Source organism: Streptomyces sp. NPDC099050 (assembly GCF_044759865.1).
Taxonomy (GTDB): Bacteria; Actinomycetota; Actinomycetes; order Streptomycetales; family Streptomycetaceae; genus Streptomyces.
Genome location: NZ_JBIWAE010000022.1, coordinates 105,774 through 124,742 on the forward strand (window position 1 = coordinate 105,774; position 18,969 = coordinate 124,742).

Consider the following 18,969-nt stretch of genomic DNA (forward strand, 5'->3'; position numbering starts at 1 on the left):
GGGCGGGGGCTCGCTCGGGGGCTCGTCAGCAGCTCGTGAGGATGACCAGGCGCTGGGTCGCCCGGGTCATCGCGACGTAGCGGTCGACGGCGCCTTCGATGCCCTCGCCGAAGGTGTCCGGGTCGATGAGGACGACCAGGTCGAATTCGAGTCCCTTCGACAGCGCCGGCGTCAGCACGCGGACCCGGTCGTCCGCCGACGCCGGCGCCGGGAGGGTGTCGACGTCGCCGGTGGCGATGACGCAGGCGACCCCGTCGGACTGGGCGCCGAGCCAGTCGTCGAGGACCGCGGACAGTTCCGCGAGACGGCCGTGCGTGACCGGGATGCCGCTGCCGCGGACGGAGGTGGGCACGTTCGCGTCGGGGAGCGCGGCGCGGATGGCCGGCTCGGCCACGGCCATGACCTCTTCCGGCGTGCGGTAGTTGACGCTGAGGGAGGCCATGGTGATCCGGTCGAGCCCGGCGCGTTCGAGCCGCTCCCGCCAGGACTCGGTGAACCCGTGCCGGGCCTGCGCGCGGTCCCCGACGATCGTGAAGCTCCGTGACGGGCAGCGGGTCAGCAGCATCTGCCATTCGGCGTCGGTCAGTTCCTGCGCCTCGTCCACGATGTGCGCGAACGGGCCCGCGAGCAGGTCGGGTTCGGTGCCGGGCAGCGCGTCCCCGTCGATCAGGGCGTCCTGCAGATCCCGTCCCCGCAGCATCCCCACCGCGCCCTGGCTCTCGTCGATCTCGGAGTCCTGGAGCAGCCGGTCGATGACCTCGGACCGCCGCGCCCGCTCGGCGGCGACGGCGGCTCCGCGGCGGCGCTCGCGTACGGAGGCTTCGGCGTCGCCGAGCCGCTGCCGGGCCGCGTCCAGGAGCGGCAGGTCCGACACCGTCCAGGCCTGTGCGTCGGCGCGCTGGAGGAGGGACACGTCGTCGGGCCCGAGCCACGGAGCGCACTTGCGCAGGTAGGCGGGCACCGACCAGAGGTCTGCGAGGAGCTCGCCCGGGTCGAGCATCGGCCACGCCCGGTGGAGGGTGGTGATCAGGTCCCGGTCCTGGAGCAGCGAACGGCGCAGCAGCTGGGGCGAGACGTCGCTGTCGTCCTGGTCCATCAGGATCGTGAGCAGCTCCTCCAGGATCTGGTCGCGCGCCTCGTTGTGCGGGGTGCCCGGCTCCACCGCCCCGAACGCGGCCGCCCAGTCGTCGGCGCTCAGCCAGAGGTCGGACCAGTGGCTGGAGACGGTGATCCCCTCCGTGGGGGGCTCCTCGTAGATGCGCACCGCCGCCTCGATCGCCCTCACCAGGTCGGCGGACGATTTGAGGAGGGCCGCGCGCGGGTCGGCCTCGACCGTCGCGGCGGCTCCCTCGGGGACGAGGTCGCGCAGGGTGCAGGTCTGTACGCCCTCCTCGCCGAGGCTGGGCAGCACGTCCGAGACGTAGGCGAGGTAGGGCCGGCTCGGGCCGACGAAGAGGACGCCGCCGCGGCGGTGGCCGAGCCGCGGGTCGGAGTAGAGCAGGTGGGCCGTGCGGTGCAGGGCGACGACGGTCTTGCCCGTACCCGGGCCGCCGTCGACGACGAGGGCGCCGCGGGATCCGGCCCGGATGATGGCGTCCTGATCGGCCTGGATGGTGGCGAGCACGTCGCGCATGCGGTCGGACCGGTTGCCGCCCAGGCCGGCGATGAACGCGGACTGGTCGTCGAGTGCGGCGCGCCCTTCGAGCCCGTCCGCGCAGAACACCTCGTCCCAGTAGTCGCTGATCCGCCCGCGGGTCCAGCGGTACCTGCGGCGGCTCGCCAGACCCATCGGGACGGCGTGCGTCGCCGCGAAGAAGGGTTCGGCGGCGGGGGAGCGCCAGTCCAGCAGCAGCCGGTCGCCCGCACTGTCGGTGAGGCCGAGGCGTCCGATGTACACGGGCGCGGAGCCGTCGGCGGGGACGATGTGGCCCAGGCACAGGTCCAGCCCGAAGCGGCGCAGGGTGCGCAGCCGGCTGGTCAGGCGGTGGATCTCCGCATCGCGGTCCATCGCCTCCCGGCCGATGCCGCCGGGCGTCTTGCGCGTGACCTCCAGGCGGTCGGACAGTTCGGCGATCGTCTGCTCCAGGCAGTGCGCGATGGCCCGGCGAAGACGGCTGGCTACAGTACGGCCATGACGTCCCAGGCCGTACCCCTTCACCTCACGAAGCCCGCTCCGGCCCATGTGGTGGCCGTACTCGCCTTCGACGGCATGGCCCCCTTCGAACTGGGCGTGGTGGTCGAGGTGTTCGGCCTCGCCCGCCCCGAGCTGGGGGACCTGCCCTGGTACGAGCTGCGGGTCTGCTCGGCGGAACCCGGGCGGGACCTGCGCGTCGTGGGCGGGTTCACGCTCCGCGCCGAGCACGGGCTCGACGCCCTCTCCGCCGCGGACACCGTGATCATCCCCGGAGTCTCCCCGGCGGGCGGCGCCATCGCGCCCGCGCTGGTCGACGCCCTCCTCGAGGCCCACGCCCGGGGTGCGCGCCTGGTTTCCATCTGCTCGGGCGCCTTCGCGCTCGCCGCCACCGGTCTCCTCGACGGCCGCCGGGCCACCACGCACTGGCGCTACGCCCGCACCCTCGCCGAGCGGCATCCCGCGGTCGAGGTCGACGCGGACGTCCTCTACGTCGACAACGGCGACGTACTGACCAGCGCGGGCAGCGCCGCCGGCATCGACCTCTGCCTCTACCTGGTCCGCGCCGACCACGGCGCCGCCGTCGCCAACACCGTGGCCCGCCGGTTCGTCGTGCCGCCCCATCGCGAGGGCGGGCAGGCCCAGTTCATCGAGGCGGCGGTCGGGGAGTTGGGACCCGACGGCGCCGACGACGGGATCTCCCGGAGCATGTCCTGGGCCCTTCAGCGGCTGTACGGTCCGCTCTCCGTCCCGGCCCTGGCCCGTGCGGCGAACATGTCGGAGCGCTCCTTCCTCCGCCACTTCACCCGTCGCAACGGGGTGAGCCCGATCCGCTGGGTGGTCTCCCAGCGGATCTCGGCGAGCCTGCCGCTGCTGGAGTCGGGCGAGGGGACGGTGGACGAGGTGGCCGCGGCGGTCGGCTTCGATGCCACCGCGACGTACCGCCACCACTTCACCCGGCAGATGAGGACGACGCCGACGGCCTACCGGAAGGCGTTCGTCCGGGTCGCCGCACCCCTGGCGGGATCTTGACGAGTGAAGGCGTTTACGCCACTCGTCGCGGGAGTGACGGGGGCAGAGGATGGAGTCATCGCCGCAAGGGAGTCCACCCGGCCGGCGAGCCCCGCCCTCCACCCCGTACGAGGAGTTCCCCGATGTCCGCGACCGCCACGTCCACCGTCTCCGCCACGTCCACCGTCTCCGCCGAGATCGCCGGCTCCGCCGAGATCGCCCCGTCCGGGACCACCGGCACCGCGATCACCGGCACCGCGATCACCAGCGCCGTCCTCTCCGTCCCGGCCGCCGCTCCGGGTCTCGCGGCCGCCCACTACGCGGCCCGGCTCGCCTTCGAGGCGGACGTCTCGGACGTACGGGCCGACCTGCTCTCCGGCGTCCCCGGTCTGGTGGTGGTCGACTCCCGCAGCGAGGCCGCCTGGGACCAGGGCCACATCCCGGGGGCGCTGCACCTTCCGACGGCACGGATCGCGGAGCTGGCGCCTTCGCTGATCGACCCGGCGCTGACGGTGGTCACGTACTGCTGGGGCCCCGGCTGCAACGGCGCCACGCGGGCGGCGCTGGCCTTCGCCCGCCTGGGCTACCAGGTCAAGGAGATGCTCGGCGGATTCGAGTACTGGGTCCGCGAGGGCTTCGCCTTCGAGACGGCTCGGGGCACCGACCAGCGCGCGATCGACGATCTGACCGCCCCGCGCTCGGGCATCTCCTGCGCCTGCTGACCGCGGTGCGGTCCGGTGGTCCCGGCGGGACCCGAACCCTCAGACCGCCACCGCCGTGGTGATCACCAGTGGGGGCCCGGCCCGTTCCGCCTCCCAGCCGCGGCCGGCGGCGAGGTCCTGGTCGACGAGGCCGGGGATGCCGAGGGCCTCCTCGACCGTCGGGCGGTGCTGGACGAGGAGGGTGAATCCGGCCCGCTCCAGCAGGGCCGGATAGAAGTCCACGGGCCAGGCGTGGTTGGGCATCACCTGCCAGCTGCCGTCCGTACGCCGGAGCCGTACGGGCAGCTCGTCGCCCGGGCCGTACGCGGCACCCGGCTCGCCGATGCTCAGCGAGGCGTACTCCGTCCCGCCGCACGCGGGATCGGTGGCCAGCAGCACGAACGGGCCGCCGGGCCGCAGGATCCGGCGGATCTCCCGGAACACCGAGAGCACCGCTTCCTCGGTGGGCAGCGACGCCAGGACGTGGTTGCACATGACGGCGTCGGCGCCGCCGTCCGCCAGGCAGGCCGCACGTCCGTCCGTGACCAGGTGGTATTCGGCGACCGCCGTCCCCGAGGCGCGGGCCAGCGCGAGCATCTCGGGGGAGGTGTCCACGCCCAGCACCTTCGCTCCGAGCAGCCGGGCCGCGTGGTCGGCGACCTTGCCGGGCCCGCATCCGTAGTCCACCAGGACGGATCCGCTGCCGACCCACCGGGCCAGGGCCCGGAAGACGAAGGGATACCCGAGCAGCCAGTCGGTGGCCGCCTCCACGGAGGCGAAGGCCCGCGCGCCCTCCGGCCCGGACCAGGCGACGGGCTCCCGCCCGCCGCCGTGGTCCGCGCCGCCCGTTCCGGCTCGCCCGGCTCGTTCGGCTCGCCCGGCTCGTCCGGTTTCCTCTGGCCTGCCGCTCACGGTTCCCACAGTTCCCACTATCGGTCCGTGGCGCCCCGGCCCGCATCCCGTTCCGCCGCCTCGGCGATCCGTTTGACGGCGGCCAGCCGGCGGTCCCAGTCGGCCGCGAGGGTGGCCATCCACCGGGCCGTCGAGTCCAGGGCCGCGGGCCGCACGGTGTACCGGACCTCGCGTCCGACCCGGCTGCCGGAGACCAGCCCGGCCGCGTCCAGGACGGCGAGGTGCTTGACCACCGCCTGCCGGGAGACGGGCAGCCCCTCGGCGAGGGTGGTCGCGGTGACCTCGCCGTGAGCGGCGAGCAGGCCGAGCAGCCGGCGGCGGGTCGGGTCGGCCAGTGCCACGAGGACCTGGTCGACCGCCTCCTCGGCCGCCGGGGCCTCGCTCACGCGGCGGGTTGTTCGACGCGCTTCTTGAAGGCGTCGAGCACCTGCGGCCAGCCGCCGGTGTTGTCCTTGAGCGCCTTGGCGCGCAGTTCCTCGGACCCGGCCAGGGCCGCGAATCCGCTCTCCACGACGCGCAGCCGCGTCTTGTCGCCCTCGCGGCTCAGGGTGAACTCCACCAGGGTGCTGTTGTCCGCGCTCAGCTCCTGTCCGGGGAAGGCGCTGGCCCACCGGTACGCCAGATAGGTCGGCGGGTCCACCTTCTCCACCCGTACCGGGAACTCGCCGTACTCGCTGTTCCGCGCCACGACCGACTCGCCCTCCCGGGCCACCGTGCCGGCCAGGCTCCCCTCGTCCGCCACCCAGAAGCCCGGCTCGGCCACCAGGGACCAGACCCGTTCCAGGGATGCTTCGATCAGGGTGTCGCGTTCGATCCGGTCCGCGTTCATCAGGGACTCCTTCGTCGCAAGCCATCGGGTGATTCGGTGCAACTCCAGAGTTGCACGTCCCTCGCCGACCCGCAACCGTGAGGTTGCACGAGGATGGTTCGTACGGGTTCGCCTACGCTCGGACCCATGGTGCAGAGCCGGGCGGAAGACGTGGACGCGTACCTCGCGGAGGTTCCCGAGGGGCGCAGGGAGGCACTGGTGCGCCTGCGCGAGCTGTGCCGTACGGAGCTTCGCGGATTCACCGAAGCGATGGCGTACGGGATGCCCGTGTACGAGCGGGACGGCGTCGGGGGGATCGCCTTCGCGAGCCAGAAGCAGTACGTCTCCTTCTACCTGATGCGCGAGGAGGTCCGCGAGGCCTTCGAGGAGCGGCTGGCGGACCACGACATGGGCAAGGTCTGCCTGCGCTTCCGTACGTCGGAGAAGATCGACTTCGTCCTCCTGAGGGACCTGCTGCGGGCCACGGCCGCCGCTCCCGGGAAGGCCGGCTGACCGCCGCGGACGAGCGGCCCGACCACCTGAACCAGATGTCCCCCGGCCAGTGCGTCAGCCTGGGCCGCGGCGCCGCACCTTCCGGTTCGCCCGCCGCGACGACACCGCGCTGTGGGTCGCCGTCGCCGCCGAACAGAACGCCTGACAAGATCAGTTGCCACGGAATCCGACGGAGGAGAATCAGCTGTGGACATACCCCCGCGGGCCCCCGATACGGCGACCGAGACCTTCGTCGCCCACCGCAACCTGCTCTTCACGGTCGCCTACGAGATGCTCGGCTCGGCGGCCGACGCCGAGGACGTGCTGCAGGAGACCTGGCTGCGCTGGGCGGGAGTCGACCTCGACACGGTGAGTGACCGGCGCGCCTACCTGGTGCGGATCACCACCCGCCAGGCGCTGAACCGGCTGCGCACCATGAGCCGCCGCAAGGAGGCCTACGTCGGCCAGTGGCTGCCCGAACCGCTGCTCACCACCCCGGACGTGGCCGAGGACGTGGAACTGGCCGAGAGCATGTCGATGGCGATGATGCTGGTCCTGGAGACGCTCGGGCCGACCGAGCGGGCCGTGTTCGTGCTCCGAGAGGTGTTCGGCCTCGACTACGAGGAGATCGCGGCAGCCGTCGACAAGACACCCGCGGCCGTCCGGCAGATCGCCCACCGGTCCCGCAAGCACGTCGACGCGCGCCGCCCCCGCCAGGCCGTCTCCGCGAGCGAAGCGCGGGTGGCCGTGGAACTGTTCCAGCGGGCCTTCGAGACCGGGGACCTGCAGGGCCTCCTCGACGTGCTCGCCCCCGAGGTCGTCTACATGGGCGACGGCGGCGGCATCAAGCACGCCGCGCTGCGGCCGGTCGTGGGCGCCCTCCATGTGGCCCGCCTGTTCACGGGCATGACGGGCAAGGCCGGGAAGGCCGGGATCGGGCTCTCCTTCGCCCACACGATGGTCAACGGCACTCCGGCCCTGGCCGTCCACGTGGACGGAGAGCTCGACGGAGTCATCGCCGTCCGCGTCGAGGACACCCGCATCACGGGCCTCTACTTCGTCCGCAACCCGGAGAAGCTGTCCCACGTCGACACGGAGACCACGCCCACCCTGCGGTGAGCGAGTGCGGGGTGGCAGGCGCCTGGTGGGGGAGGGGCTGGCAGCATGGCGGGCATGCCGTCCCTCCCCTCCACGGGCTCCGAGCCCGCCGAGCCCGTACCCGGACCCGCCGTACCCGGACCCGCCGTACCCGAGCCTGCCGTACCCGGACCCGCGGCACCCGCACCCGCCGAACCCCTCCGGCACCAGGACCACGGCACGTGGCTGGTCCGGTTCACCGGCCGGGTGCTCGTGGTCTGCCCCCGGTGCGGCGGCCGCGCGATCGTCCTGCCGCGGCCCGGCCTCGCGGAGCCGAAGTACTTCAGTGCCCTGCTCTTCCAGCCCCGCCGCCTCGCCTGCGCGGCATGCGGGACGACGGCCGACTGGTCGGCGCAGGAGCGGGGCGCCGCCCTGGTCGGGGTCTCGGTCGGAGGCACCGAGGACCCCTTCTTCCGGCGTCCGCTCTGGCTGCAGACCCGCTGTGCGGGACGGATCCTGTGGGCGTACGACGAGGAGCACGTCGAAGCCCTCGCCGCCTACGTGGGCGCCCGGCTGCGCGAGCGGCACACCTCCCCGACGCTGTCGATGTTCGCCCGGATGCCGGCCTGGATGAAGTCCGCGGCACGCCGTGACGAGGTCATGGCCGGTCTGGAGACCCTGCGGACCCTCGCCGGACTCGCGGCCCCCGCCGACCGTTCCGACGCGGCCCACGAACGGGGCGACCGCCCGCGCCACCAGGGCAGCGTGCTGTTCCGCGGAGGCCCCTACTAGGGCCGGCCCGGTGGTGCAGGCGGACAGCCGCGGCCACCGGCCGAATGCGGTGCGCCGGGGGGACCGTACGTGTGGCGGTGGGCGGGGAAGCCGGGGGGCGGGGCCGTTATGCGGGTACCTCGCATCCGAAACCCGAACGCAGGAGGAACCCATGCTCGGTACCGACTACCGCCCCGGCTCGCCCAACTGGATCGACCTCGGGAGCCCCGACATCCCCCGGGCCGCGGCCTTCTACCGGGCCGTCTTCGGCTGGGAGTTCCACCTGCTCGGGCCCGAGACCGGCGGGTACGGGTTCTTCCAGGTGGACGGCATGACCGTCGCCGCGGTCGGGCAGCTCGACCCCGGGGCCACCTCCGCGTGGACCGTGTACTTCCGGACCGACGACGCGGAGGCCACCACCCGCGGCGTACGCGGCGGCGGGGGCGCCGTCCGCGTCGAGCCGATGGACGTCATGGGGGCGGGATGGCTCGCGCAGTACACCGACCAGCAGGGCGCCGACTTCGCGGTCTGGAAGCCGGGCCGGACACCGGGACTGGAGCTGACCTCCGCCGACAACGCGCTGTGCTGGGTCGAACTGCACGTGCCGGACCCGATGGCGGCGCTCGCCTTCTACGGAACTCTCTTCGGGACGCGCTCACGGGAGATGGACGCGCCCGGCATGACCTACCAGGTGCTCAGCACCGCCGACGGGGACCAGGAGGAAGCCTCCTTCGGAGGGGTGGCACCCCTGAGGGAGGGGGAGACGGACGCGCGCTGGGTGCCGTACTTCGCGGTCGCGGACGTGGACGCCGCGGTGGGCACCGCGCGGACCAGCGGCGGCGCGGTGCTGTTGCCGGGCGCGGACGTGCCCGACGTCGGGCGGATCGCCTGGCTGGCGGACCCGAGCGGGGCGGTGTTCGCCCTGCTCGAGGCGGCGCCGCAGGCCGGCTGACGCCGGCCCGGGCGGTCGGCGTCAGCCGGTGAAGGCTTCGATGAGCGTCCAGACGGCCAGCGCGGCCATGCACAGGGCGCCGAAGCGCTGAACGGTCTTCAGGGGGACCCGCTTGGCGATGAACCGGCCCACGACCAGGGCGAGGGCGGACACCGACATGAGGGCTGCCGCGGAGCCGATGGCGGTGGGCAGCCAGCCGTTGGTGGCGGCGAGGTTGGCGGTGGTGATCTGCGTCAGGTCGCCCCATTCGCCGATGAAGACGGCCATGAACGCCGTGGTGAAGACGGGCCAGAAGCCGGTGACGGCCTTGGCCGCCGAGTCCGCCTCGTCGTCGTCCCCGCCGGAGCGCATCATGACGACGGCGCCGAAGGCGAACAGGGCGGCGGAGGTGAGCTTGACGGCCATGTTCGGCAGCATGCTGAGCAGACTTCCGGCGCCGACCGCGATGGCCACGTGCACGATGAACGCGGTGGAGGTGCCGAACCACACGTACAGCGGCCGCATCCGGGTGCCCATGGCCAGTGAGGCGAACATGGTCTTGTCGGGGAGCTCGGCAAGGAAGATCAGACCGAAGGCGGTGAAGATCGCCACGGGGTCGAGAGCCATTCCGGGTGCTGCTTTCTGCTGGAGCCGGGCTCTGATGGCTCGATCGGCACCCAGCGGGAGGCGACGGGAAGAACCACTCGGCCCGGCACGACGAAGCGGCCCACACGATGATGTGGGACGGGTCATGCCTTGGCCGAAGGTCTCGTCCGCCCCGCGCCTGAAGCGCGGTGGCCCGGTGGCCGGGACCCGTCGGGGCGTCCAGTATGTCGACCAGCGGTTTTCGGGACTACTCCCCTTCGCTGCCCACAACTGTAACAGCGGCGGCGAGTGCCCCGGCAGGGGCGAAGGTCCCCCCGGAGCGGCCGGCGGCTCCCGGCCGGCGGCCGGCAGCTATCCGAAACGCACCGGGAGGTACTTGACCCCGTTGATGAAGTCCGAGCGCAGGCGGCGGACCTCCCCCGTGAGCGAGACCTCCGGATGGCGGCGCAGGAGCTCCCGGACCAGGGCCTTGATCTGGGTGCGGGCGAGGCCGGCCCCCAGGCAGAAGTGGGGGCCGCCGCCCCCGAAGGTGAGGTGGTCGTTCGGAGTGCGGCGGATGTCGAAGGCGAAGGGGTCGGTGAAGACGTCCTCGTCGCGGTTGGCGGAGGTGTAGTAGGTGACCACCTTCTGCCCCTCGGCGACGGGCCGTCCGTGCAGGACGGTGTCGCGGGTGGCGGTGCGCCGGAAGTTGTGGATCGAGCCGCCCCAGCGCAGGAACTCCTCCGTCGCCGTGGTCCACAGGGCCTCGTCCCCGGGGGCCGCGGCCAGTTCGGCGCGCGCCGCGGGGTGGTCGATCAGGGCCATCAGGGCGCCGGAGAGGAGATTGCGGGTGGTCTCGTTCCCGGCGACGCAGAGCAGCACGAAGAACATGTTGATCTCGTCCGGAGACAGCCGGTCCCCGTCGACCTCGGCGTGCACCAGCGTCGAGAGGATGTCCTCCCGGGGGCGGATCCGCCGCTCGTCGGCCAGCGCGTCGCAGTACGCGTAGATCTCGGCGGCCGCGAGATCGCTGTCGTGCTTGCCGGCCGACAGTTCGGGGTCCTGGGAGCCGGCCATCCGGTTGCTCCACTCGAAGATCAGCCGCTCGTCCCCCTCGGGTACGCCGACCATCTCGCAGATCGTCTGGATCGGCAGCCATGCGGCGACCTCCGCGACGAAGTCCATGTCCCGGCCCGGGGTGACCGCGCGCTCCACCAGGGCTACCGCACGCTCCTGGATCCGGGCCGCGAGCCTTCGTACGACCCGGGGCGTGAACCCGGCGCTGACCAGCGAGCGGTACCGGGAGTGGCGCGGGGCGTCCATGCCCAGCAGGACCAGGCGCAGGGTCTCCAGGGACTCCGGGTTCTGGTCGCGGATCATGAACGAGCCGAGTTCGGTGGACCACAGCTCGGGGTCGCGGCTGACGGCCTTGACGTCGGCGTGGCGGGTGACGGCGTAGAAGCCGGCGTGCCGGCCCGGCACCTCGTGCCAGTGGACCGGGTTCTCCCGGCGCAGCCGGGTGAACTGGGCGTGCGGGACCTCACGGGCCCAGGTGTTCTCAAGGAGGTCTATCTCGCCGGTGGGCAGCACGGGGCGGTTCCCTTCGTCGGACGGATCGGGGTGGCACGGGTCGACGGGTCGACGGGTCGGGGCGTCGGGGGTCGGGGTGGCACGGATCGACGCGGCACGGATCGACGCGGCACGGGCTCGACGTGGCACGGGCTCGACGTGGCACGGATCGAGCGATCGACCGATCGGGAGCGGCGCCGGTCGGAGCCGTACGGCTCAGTGGGCTCCGCCGAGTCCCAGGACGGCGCCGAGGGCCTCGACGACGAGCCCGTCGGGGACGGCGGCCGGTTCGAGGCGGTGCTGCATGGCGAGCCCCAGGAGGATGCCGAGGACGAGGGCGCCGGTCTCCTCCGGCGTACGGGTCAGGGGAGTGCCGGTGGCCCCGGCCCAGTCGGCCAGACCCTCGCCGAGCTGGGCACGGATCTCGGTGTACCGCTGGGCGAGCCGGTCTCCGATGAGGGGGCCGCGGGCGGCGTGCAGCCACAGCTCCGTCTCCAGGAGCAGCCAGGAGTCGCCGTGCTCGGGGTGCGGGCGGGTGAGGCTGCCCCACATCGCGGAGAAGTGCACGGCGGGGTCGGCCGGATCCCCGGCCGCGATCTCGGCGGCCAGCTCCTCGCCGGTGCGCTCCTTCCAGACCTCCAGGAGCGCCAGCAGCAGGCCCTCCTTGCCGCCGAAGTGGCTGTAGAGCGCGCCCGTGGTGCGCCCGGCCGCCTCGGCGACGGCTTCGGCGGAGACTCCGTGAAACCCCTTGCGGGCGAAGAGGTCGGCCGCCGCGTCGATGAGGCGGGCGCGGCTCTCGGACTTGCGCTGCGCCTGCGGGACGCGGCTCCTGGGGTCCTGGGTGCGGGACGGCTCCACCGGGCCTCCTGGGCGCTGGTCTGTTATATCGGGCTGCCGATATAAATTGCGCCCTCCCTGACGAAGTGTCAAGCGGTACCGCAGGACCGACCGGGCGCCCGGTGGGACGCTGAGAGGGTGCGCGCCGCCCTGAAGGAGCTCCGTACGGGCACCGGCCCCTGGCCGGCGGCCGCCCGGCGGGCCGTCCGGGTCACCCTCGCCACCGGCATCGGCTTCTACGCGTTCCTGTACGGGCTGGACCGGCCCGTCGAGGCCACCTACGCGCTCTTCGCCGCCGTCGCGCTGGCCGGGCTCTCCCGGATACCGGGCAGCGGACACCTCCGGGCCCGGATGGTCGCCCGCGTGCTCCCCGTCGCCTGCGCGCTGGTGGTCCTGGGCACCTACCTGTCCGTGCGGACCTGGGCCGCCGTGGCGGGCATGCTGGTCATCGGCTTCTGCGTGGCCTTCTCCTCGGCGGCGGGACCCCGCCAGGCGGGCGCCGCGCCCGGGCTCCAGCTGCTCTACATCCTGCCCAGCTTCCCGCCGTACGCCCCCGACACCCTCGGCCAGCGGCTGACGGGCACCGTCGCGGGGATCCTGCTGCTGATCGTCGCCGAGGCCACCGTGCTGCCCGACCCGGCCGTCCCCGGTTACCGGGACCTGGCCGCCGCGGCCGCCTCCGAGGCGGCCCGGTGCGCCGAGGTGCTGGAGCGGCCGCCGCACGCCCTCCCCGCGGCGGAGATCGCCCGCGCGTCGGAGCGGGCGCAGGCCCTGCGGCCCTCCCACGTCGATGAGGCGCAGCGGCCCGCGGGACCCGGCGTACGGGAACGCGCGCTGGCCCACACCGGGCTGGCGGCCCGCACCCTGCTGGCCCGGCTCCGGTCCCTGCCCCCGCCGGAGCCCGGCCGGCCGGCCGGCGGACCGGGCGGGATGGACCTCGTACGGGCCGTGCGCGAGTCGGCCGCCGGGACGGCCGGGCTGCTCCGGTCGGGGACCCCGCCCGCCACGGACTCCACCGGGCTGCGGGACCTGCAGGTCTCCCTCGCCCGGACCCCCATGACGGGACCCGGGCCCGGGTTCCGCGACGCCGCCCTGGTGGAGCTGGCGGACGCCGCGCTCGTGCTGCGCGGCGCCGCCGGGATCGCCGTGGCGGGGCGTGCGGGGGCCGTGGACGCGGCCGGGCCGGGGGTGGGGCCCGTGGCCGGGCCCGCCGACCGGTTCTGGTACGCCGGGGAGGGGCCGGTGCGGCTCTGGTGGTACCGGCTGGCCGGGAACTCCGGGCCCCGGTCGGTGCACTTCCAGAACGCCGTCCGGATCGGCGTGGCCCTCGCCGTCGCCCGGGCCGTCGCCGGAGTGGACTCGCTGCCGCACGGCTTCTGGGCCATGCTCGCCGTCCTCAGCCTGACCCGTACCAACGCCGAGCAGACCCGGGCCACCGTCCGGCTGGCGCTGATCGGCACCCTGGTGGGCGCGGTCGCCGCCGGCGGGGTCCTCGCGCTGGCCGGGGAGGCGAGCACGGTGTACGCGATCGTGCTGCCGCCGCTGATGCTGTTCGCGTTCTGCGTCGGGCCCGTGCGCGGCGTGGGCTGGGCGCAGGCCATGTTCACCCTGGTGGTGGCCATGGCCTTCGCCCAGCTCGCCCCTGTGACCTGGCAGCTGGCCGAGGTCCGGTTCATGGACGTACTGGTCGGCAGCGCGATCGGGATGGTGTGCGGACTGCTGGCCTGGCCGCGCGGCGCCCACGACGAACTGGGGCGCGCCGTCGCCGAGCTGCTGCACGCCGCGGCCGACGACGTCCAGGCGGCCACGGCCGCCTTCGGGCGGGCCCGCGCCGTGGAGCCCGACCAGCGGGTGCGGCACGCGCTGGCCCTGGCGGAGAGTGCGTACGCCCAGTACCAGACAGAGCGCCGGCATCCGGCCGCCGCCGCGGGGGAGGACTGGCAGGCCGCCATGATGACCGGCCACCACGTCCTCTGGGGCGGCCGCAGACCAACCGGCGCGCCGCCCGGCCCGCGCGAGGAGGCGGTGGTCCGGGAGTACGGGGCCTGGGTGGCGGCCGGCCTGCGCCGCGCGGCGGCGGCCGCCGATCCCGTACACGCCCAGGGGCCCGTGGAGCCCGGTCCCTCGGGCCCCGCCCCGCGTCGGCCCGGACCCGAGGGCGCGCCGCCCGTGTTCTACACCGCGATGGCGTGGCTGGACGCGCTGACCGCGGACCTGGCGCTGCTCGATCGGGGGGCCGCGGCCGGTGGCGGTGGCGGTGGCGGTGCCGGTGGCGGGCCCGGTGGCGGGCAGTTGGCCTCCGGTCGGGCCTGAGTGCGCGGTGGTGCGGCCGGGGCGGGGCTCTGCGATCGTGGAAGCAGGGGTACCGGCTCCGCCGGCTGGGGCGTGTGGTGAGGAGCGGTCATGTCCGGACTGTTCGAGGCGAGCGTCGAGATCGACCGGCCCGTCGCGGAGGTGTTCGCGTACCTCGCGGACGGTCGGAACGACCCGGAGTTCAGCCCGCGCGTCCACCGGATCACCCGGACCCCGGACGGCCCGACCGCCGTCGGGACGGTCTTCCGCAGCACCGTGAAGGACGCCGGGATGAAGACCGCCAGGGAGTTCCAGATCACCGAACTCGACGCGCCGGTGCGGATCCGCTGGACGGAGCTGAGCCACAACCTGGTGACCGCCGAGGGCGGCTACGACCTGGCCGAACTCCCCGGCGGACGGACGCGGTTGCGCGTCTTCAACACCCTGACCGGGCACGGGTTCGGCCGCCTCCTGGTCGGCCTGGCGCTGAGCGCGGCGCGCAAGGACGCCCCCGACTTCGGCCGCCGGATCAAGGCGGCGGCGCAGGCGTCCCCGCGGCCGGAGTGAGGACCGGGCCGGGTCACCCGGTCAGCCGGTCACCGGGCCACCCGGTCACGGGGTCAACGGGTGGCGGGGCGCGGGTAGCCCGGTGTCCGGGTCACACGGTCAGAAGCGTCCGGGGCCGGACGGAATCGGCAGCGGCTTCACCGGCGAGGGCGACGGCGACGCCCCCTGTCCGTCCGCGCCCGGTGACGGCGTACGGCAGGTGATGTCCCGGGCCGGCAGCCGCCCCGTGGCCAGGTACGCGGTCACCGGCGCGGCGGCGCAGGAGGAGGGATCGGCCAGGTACACGCCGTGGCCCTCACCGCCCAGGGCCAGCACCATCCGCGAGCCCTTCAGGGCCCGGTGCAGGCCCAGGCCGCTGGCCAGCGGGGTCTGCGAGTCCCACTCGTTCTGCACGGTCAGCACGCGGGCCGGCGTCTTCATCGGGGTCTGCGCTTCGATGGGCCGCGGCCAGAAGGCGCAGGGCTTGATGTTCGAGGCGAAGTCCCCGTACAGCGGGTACGCGGCCTTGTCCCGGACCGCGTCGCGCCGGTAGCGCTCGGGATCGCGCGGCCAGGCGTCCGTGTCCCCGCACACCACGCTCCAGAAGACGGCGACGCCGTTGTCGGAGGCGGGCTCCGCCGCGGTCCCGGACCGGCCGGCGAGGGCCCGCTTCATGTCGAAGTCCGGCCCGGAGGCGCCGGGAGTGACGGCGGGCTTCCCCTCCGCGGCGTCCTTCAGGGCCACCACCAGCGGGGTGACCTGGGCCGGATAGAAGAACAGCGCGCGGGCTCCCCGGATGTCGTCACCGCTGATCTTCTCCCCCTGGAAGACGATCGGATCCCGGTCGGCGCGCGCCACCAGGTCCCAGAGGGTCTTCGACACGGCGGCCGGGCTCTCGCCGAGGTGGTACTCGCCCGAGCGTTCCGCCGCCCACCGCGTCCACCGGGCGAAGGCCGGCTCGGCTTCCGTGGCCCAGGACTGGAACATGCCCCGCCAGATCAGCTCCGGGTCGACGCCGCTGTCGAGCACGAAGCGGTCGGTCCGGCGGGGGAACATCTGCGCGTACACCGCGCCGAGGTACGTCCCGTAGGAGTAGCCCAGGTACGAGAGCTTCCGCTCGCCCAGGACGGCCCGGATGGTGTCCATGTCGCGGGCGGTGTTGCGGGTCGTGATGTACGGGAGCACCGAGCCGGCCTTCTCCCGGCACTTCTCGGCGATGGTGCGCGCCCAGGTCACGTCGGAGGGGAAGGAGCCGGGCCGGTACGGCCGGTCGATGCCCTGCTCGGCGTCGGCCAGCCCGCAGCTGATGGGACTGCTGGCGCCGACCCCGCGCGGATCGAAGCCGATGAGGTCGTACCGCTCGGCCACCTCCGCGGGGACCGCCTCGCCGAAGGCCACCGGCAGATCGAGCCCGCTCCCGCCCGGCCCGCCCGGATTCATCAGGAGGACCCCGTGCCGCTTGGCGGGGTTCGTGCTCCGCACCCGGGATATCGCCAGGTCCAGGGTCCGTCCCGCGGGCCGCCGGTAGTCGAGGGGCACCTTGATGGTGGCGCACTCGTACGAGGCCGGCTGCTCGGCGCTGCACCGGTGCCAGGCGGGCCTCTGCCGCAGGTACGCGGCGTCCGCCTGGACGGTGGCGGTGGCGGTGTCGACGCCGGTGGCGGTGTCGGTGGTCAGGGCGGAGGCCTGGGCGGCGGCGAGCAGCGGCACGGTACTCGCGAGGAGGCCTGCGGCGGCCAGGAGGGAAGCCAGTCGTTTCTTGCGCACGGGGGCCGTTCCTTTCGGGTGGGCGGTGGTCCGCACCCACCCTGGGTCACCCCGCGGTCCGGGCGAATCCACCTCAGGGGCGGCGCCGTCTACTCCTCGCGAATGACCGGAAATCCGGACAAGTGGCCGACGCGCCGGAATTTTTGCCGTCGCGTCAGGTTCGGGGCGCGGGGCGTACGGGGGCCGGGCGCGCGGCACCGTAGCAGTCTTTCGGGGCCCCGCCCCGATGTTTGTCCGGTCCGGATGGGCCTTCGGCGGGGGAGCCGGAGCCGGCACTAGCGTCCCTTGGCACCCGGGCCGTCCCGGCAGTCAAGGAGGCACAGTGCTGTCAATCCGTCGGACGAACCTCGGCGGCATGTCGGTCGCTTCGCGGCACGTGATGGGCACGGGCATCGTCATCGGCGCCCTCGCCCTCACGCTGATCGCGCTGCTGATCCCGGTGCGGAGCTTCGGCGGCACGAGCGCCGTGGCCGCCCCGGGCCCGTCGCCCGCCCCCACCGGCCCGCCCGCCGCGGCCCCCGCCCCCGGCTCCGCCTCCGCCCCCGCGGACGACGACGGCGCCGGCGTGATGAACACGGCCTTCGGGCCGCTGACCCCACAGGACCGCGAGTTCGTGCGCAAGGTCCGACTCGCCGGCCTGTGGGAACTCCCCGCGGGTAGCCAGGCCCAGGAGCGGGGGACCCGCAAGTCGGTGCGGACGGCCGGCGAGCACCTCGTGGAAGGGCACACCGAACTGGACCGGCGGGTTCTGGAGGTCGGCGAGGCACTCGGCGTCGAACTGCCGGACCGTCCGTCGGGCCAGCAGCAGGCCTGGCTCGACCAGCTCGACCGGGCCCAAGGAGGCACGTACGAGCGGCTGTTCGTGCAGCTGCTGCGGCGGGCGCACGGCAAGGTGTTCACGCTCGTCGCCCAAGTGCGGGCGCAGACCCGCAACTCCGTGGTCCGCGAGCTCGCCACGGATGCCAACGCCACGGTCCTGGACCACATCGCGGTCCTCGAGGCGAGCGGGCTGGTCGATTTCGAAGGCCTGGCGGACAGCCCGCCCACCGCCGTCCCTCCCGCGGACCCTTCTCCCACCGATACCCGACCGAGGAAGTGAAGTGATCACATGCGCGACAACGACTCCAGGGAAGGCCCGGCTCGCCGGGACAGGTCAGGAGGACACAAACGCAGGACTCGCCCCCTGTACAAGGCGCTCGCCGCCGCCACCGCACTGGTCCTGGGCGGCGGCGGGGTCGTGATCGCGAGCCAGGCCGCCTCCGCGGGCCAGGAATCGCCCCGCCGGGCGCCGGTGACGGCCACCATCGACTGCCCCGACGTGGGCGAGCGGCTGCGCGAGGTCCCCGATCAGGCGCGCGGCGAAGTGGACCGGGAACTCGCCGGGCTCGACACCCAGATCGCCGAGGCCTACCAGCGGCTCGCCACCGGCAGGGCTCCGGCCGACGCGCTGCTCGGGGAATTGAAGGAGCGGCGCGGCGCCTCGATCGGCCGGGTCTCCGAGGCGATCGGACGCACCGCCGCCCGCCCCGACGGGCTGGCGGAGCTGAGCGCCTGCGCGATGCGGGAGGCGCCGGCCGCCGAGGAGGAAACCGCCCGGGGCGGCGCGGGCGGCGGCGCCCCGAAGGGGGGCCCGGCCCGCGCCGACTTCGTCCCCATCGGCTCGGTCAAGCCGAACGTGCGCCGCCCGGCCCCCGAGTCCGGTGCCTCCAAAGGATCCTTCTCGGTGCGGTGCGGCCGCAACGAAGAGCGCCACCTCAACCCCGACAACGTGATCGTCGCCCCGGGTGTGAGCAACGGCGCCCACCACATGCACGATTACGTCGGGAACCGGACCACGGACGCCTTCTCCACCAACAACAGCCTCGCGGCCTCCGGGACCACCTGCACGAACGGCGACCTGTCCACCTACTACTGGCCGGTGCTGAGGCTGCGCGACGGCAAGGCCGAGCAGGACGCGGGGGCCCCCGGCGGCGGCCAGGACGCCAACGTGGGCACGATCCTGCGGCCGAAACAGGTGACCATCGACTTCAAGGGGAGCCCCGTCTCCCGCGTCACCGTCATGCCCCGCTTCCTGCGGATCATCACGGGCGACGCGAAGGCCTTCACCAACGGCCCGGCCAACGCCAACGCCTCGTGGAGCTGCACCGGCTTCGAGAACCGGCAGTTGAAGGACAAGTACCCGATCTGTCCCAAGGGGACGGACGTGGTGCGGACGTTCGCCTTCCAGAGCTGCTGGGACGGAAAGAACACGGACAGCGCCAACCACCGCACGCACGTGGCCTTCGCCGGCCGTGACGGCTCCTGCCCGGCGGGCTTCAAGGCCGTGCCGCAACTGGTGCAGCGGATCGTCTACGCGACGCCCCCCGGAGCACGCTTCGCGGTGGACAGCTTCCCCGAGCAGCTCCACAAGCCGGTGACCGACCACGGGGACTTCATCAACGTCATGCCGGACGAGCTGATGGCCCGGGCGGTGCGGTGCGTCAACGACGGACGCACCTGCCGCTGACGGAACACAGAGGCGGTGCCGGTCCGGAGCGCA

The 18,969-nt window shown here is 73.7% G+C and carries 18 protein-coding genes; 10 read left to right on the top strand and 8 right to left on the bottom strand.

Features of this window, described 5'->3' with window-relative positions; translation table 11 throughout:
- Positions 1 to 25: 25 nt before the first annotated feature.
- The gene (helR, locus tag ACIQV3_RS31025) at positions 26 to 2,158 is read right to left on the bottom strand and encodes an RNA polymerase recycling motor ATPase HelR (protein ID WP_403717747.1); all 2,133 of its coding nucleotides are present in this window, start codon (positions 2,156 to 2,158) and stop codon (positions 26 to 28) included.
- On the opposite strand from helR, the gene ACIQV3_RS31030 reads away from it, so the two are divergent.
- Both ACIQV3_RS31030 and ACIQV3_RS31035 read left to right on the top strand, forming a co-directional pair.
- On the top strand, positions 2,132 to 3,163 hold the full coding sequence (locus tag ACIQV3_RS31030) for a helix-turn-helix domain-containing protein (protein WP_403717750.1): 1,032 nt from the start codon (positions 2,132 to 2,134) through the stop codon (positions 3,161 to 3,163). The genes helR and ACIQV3_RS31030 overlap by 27 nt on opposite strands.
- Positions 3,164 to 3,285: 122 nt before the next feature.
- Entirely contained in the window at positions 3,286 to 3,864 is a 579-nt protein-coding gene (locus tag ACIQV3_RS31035; RefSeq protein ID WP_403717753.1) for a rhodanese-like domain-containing protein, read from the top strand.
- A gap of 39 nt (positions 3,865 to 3,903) precedes the next feature.
- On the opposite strand, the gene ACIQV3_RS31040 is transcribed toward ACIQV3_RS31035, so the two are convergent.
- Genes ACIQV3_RS31040 through ACIQV3_RS31050 form a run of 3 tightly spaced genes read right to left on the bottom strand, consistent with a single transcriptional unit; the run spans position 3,904 to position 5,584 of the window.
- Entirely contained in the window at positions 3,904 to 4,755 is an 852-nt protein-coding gene (locus tag ACIQV3_RS31040) for a class I SAM-dependent methyltransferase (RefSeq protein ID WP_403717756.1), read from the bottom strand.
- 17 nt (positions 4,756 to 4,772) lie between these two features.
- Positions 4,773 to 5,141, bottom strand: coding sequence for an ArsR/SmtB family transcription factor (locus ACIQV3_RS31045; RefSeq protein ID WP_403717759.1), 369 nt, complete (start codon positions 5,139 to 5,141; stop codon positions 4,773 to 4,775).
- On the bottom strand, positions 5,138 to 5,584 hold the full coding sequence (locus ACIQV3_RS31050; RefSeq protein ID WP_403717762.1) for an SRPBCC domain-containing protein: 447 nt from the start codon (positions 5,582 to 5,584) through the stop codon (positions 5,138 to 5,140). Before ACIQV3_RS31050 ends, ACIQV3_RS31045 begins: the two co-directional genes overlap by 4 nt.
- A gap of 126 nt (positions 5,585 to 5,710) precedes the next feature.
- On the opposite strand from ACIQV3_RS31050, the gene ACIQV3_RS31055 reads away from it, so the two are divergent.
- The 4 genes from ACIQV3_RS31055 (at position 5,711) to ACIQV3_RS31070 (ending at position 8,855) form a co-directional block, all read left to right on the top strand.
- Positions 5,711 to 6,076, top strand: coding sequence for an iron chaperone (locus tag ACIQV3_RS31055; RefSeq protein ID WP_403717767.1), 366 nt, complete (start codon positions 5,711 to 5,713; stop codon positions 6,074 to 6,076).
- Positions 6,077 to 6,268: 192 nt separating this feature from the next.
- Positions 6,269 to 7,174 carry an RNA polymerase sigma-70 factor gene (locus tag ACIQV3_RS31060; protein ID WP_403717848.1) on the top strand — a complete coding sequence of 302 codons (906 nt, stop codon included), beginning with the start codon at positions 6,269 to 6,271 and terminating at the stop codon, positions 7,172 to 7,174.
- 54 nt (positions 7,175 to 7,228) lie between these two features.
- Entirely contained in the window at positions 7,229 to 7,924 is a 696-nt protein-coding gene (locus ACIQV3_RS31065) for a hypothetical protein (RefSeq protein WP_403717770.1), read from the top strand.
- Between the two features lie 151 nt (positions 7,925 to 8,075).
- Entirely contained in the window at positions 8,076 to 8,855 is a 780-nt protein-coding gene (locus ACIQV3_RS31070; RefSeq protein ID WP_403717773.1) for a VOC family protein, read from the top strand.
- Between the two features lie 21 nt (positions 8,856 to 8,876).
- Here the strand turns inward: ACIQV3_RS31070 and ACIQV3_RS31075 are convergent, their stop codons facing one another.
- The 3 genes from ACIQV3_RS31075 to ACIQV3_RS31085 all read right to left on the bottom strand — a co-directional run bounded on the left by ACIQV3_RS31075 (position 8,877) and on the right by ACIQV3_RS31085 (position 11,846).
- Entirely contained in the window at positions 8,877 to 9,461 is a 585-nt protein-coding gene (locus ACIQV3_RS31075; RefSeq protein ID WP_403717777.1) for a TMEM165/GDT1 family protein, read from the bottom strand.
- Between the two features lie 330 nt (positions 9,462 to 9,791).
- Positions 9,792 to 11,009 carry a cytochrome P450 gene (locus tag ACIQV3_RS31080; protein ID WP_403717779.1) on the bottom strand — a complete coding sequence of 406 codons (1,218 nt, stop codon included), beginning with the start codon at positions 11,007 to 11,009 and terminating at the stop codon, positions 9,792 to 9,794.
- Positions 11,010 to 11,204: 195 nt separating this feature from the next.
- Entirely contained in the window at positions 11,205 to 11,846 is a 642-nt protein-coding gene (locus ACIQV3_RS31085; protein WP_403717782.1) for a TetR/AcrR family transcriptional regulator, read from the bottom strand.
- Positions 11,847 to 11,963: 117 nt separating this feature from the next.
- On the opposite strand from ACIQV3_RS31085, the gene ACIQV3_RS31090 reads away from it, so the two are divergent.
- Entirely contained in the window at positions 11,964 to 14,138 is a 2,175-nt protein-coding gene (locus ACIQV3_RS31090; RefSeq protein ID WP_403717784.1) for an FUSC family protein, read from the top strand.
- Positions 14,139 to 14,228: 90 nt separating this feature from the next.
- Positions 14,229 to 14,684 carry an SRPBCC family protein gene (locus ACIQV3_RS31095; RefSeq protein WP_403717787.1) on the top strand — a complete coding sequence of 152 codons (456 nt, stop codon included), beginning with the start codon at positions 14,229 to 14,231 and terminating at the stop codon, positions 14,682 to 14,684.
- 99 nt (positions 14,685 to 14,783) lie between these two features.
- Here ACIQV3_RS31095 and ACIQV3_RS31100 read toward each other — a convergent pair whose 3' ends face one another.
- A complete protein-coding gene (locus ACIQV3_RS31100) occupies positions 14,784 to 16,430 on the bottom strand; it encodes an alpha/beta hydrolase (RefSeq protein ID WP_403717790.1) in 1,647 nt (548 codons plus the stop codon).
- 355 nt (positions 16,431 to 16,785) lie between these two features.
- Between ACIQV3_RS31100 and ACIQV3_RS31105 the strand changes: the two genes are divergently transcribed.
- Entirely contained in the window at positions 16,786 to 17,529 is a 744-nt protein-coding gene (locus tag ACIQV3_RS31105; RefSeq protein ID WP_403717792.1) for a DUF4142 domain-containing protein, read from the top strand.
- A 9-nt stretch (positions 17,530 to 17,538) separates the two neighbouring features.
- Complete coding sequence (locus ACIQV3_RS31110; RefSeq protein WP_403717795.1) at positions 17,539 to 18,936, top strand: DUF1996 domain-containing protein; 1,398 nt, start codon at positions 17,539 to 17,541, stop codon at positions 18,934 to 18,936.
- The last annotated feature ends 33 nt before the right edge of the window (positions 18,937 to 18,969 follow it).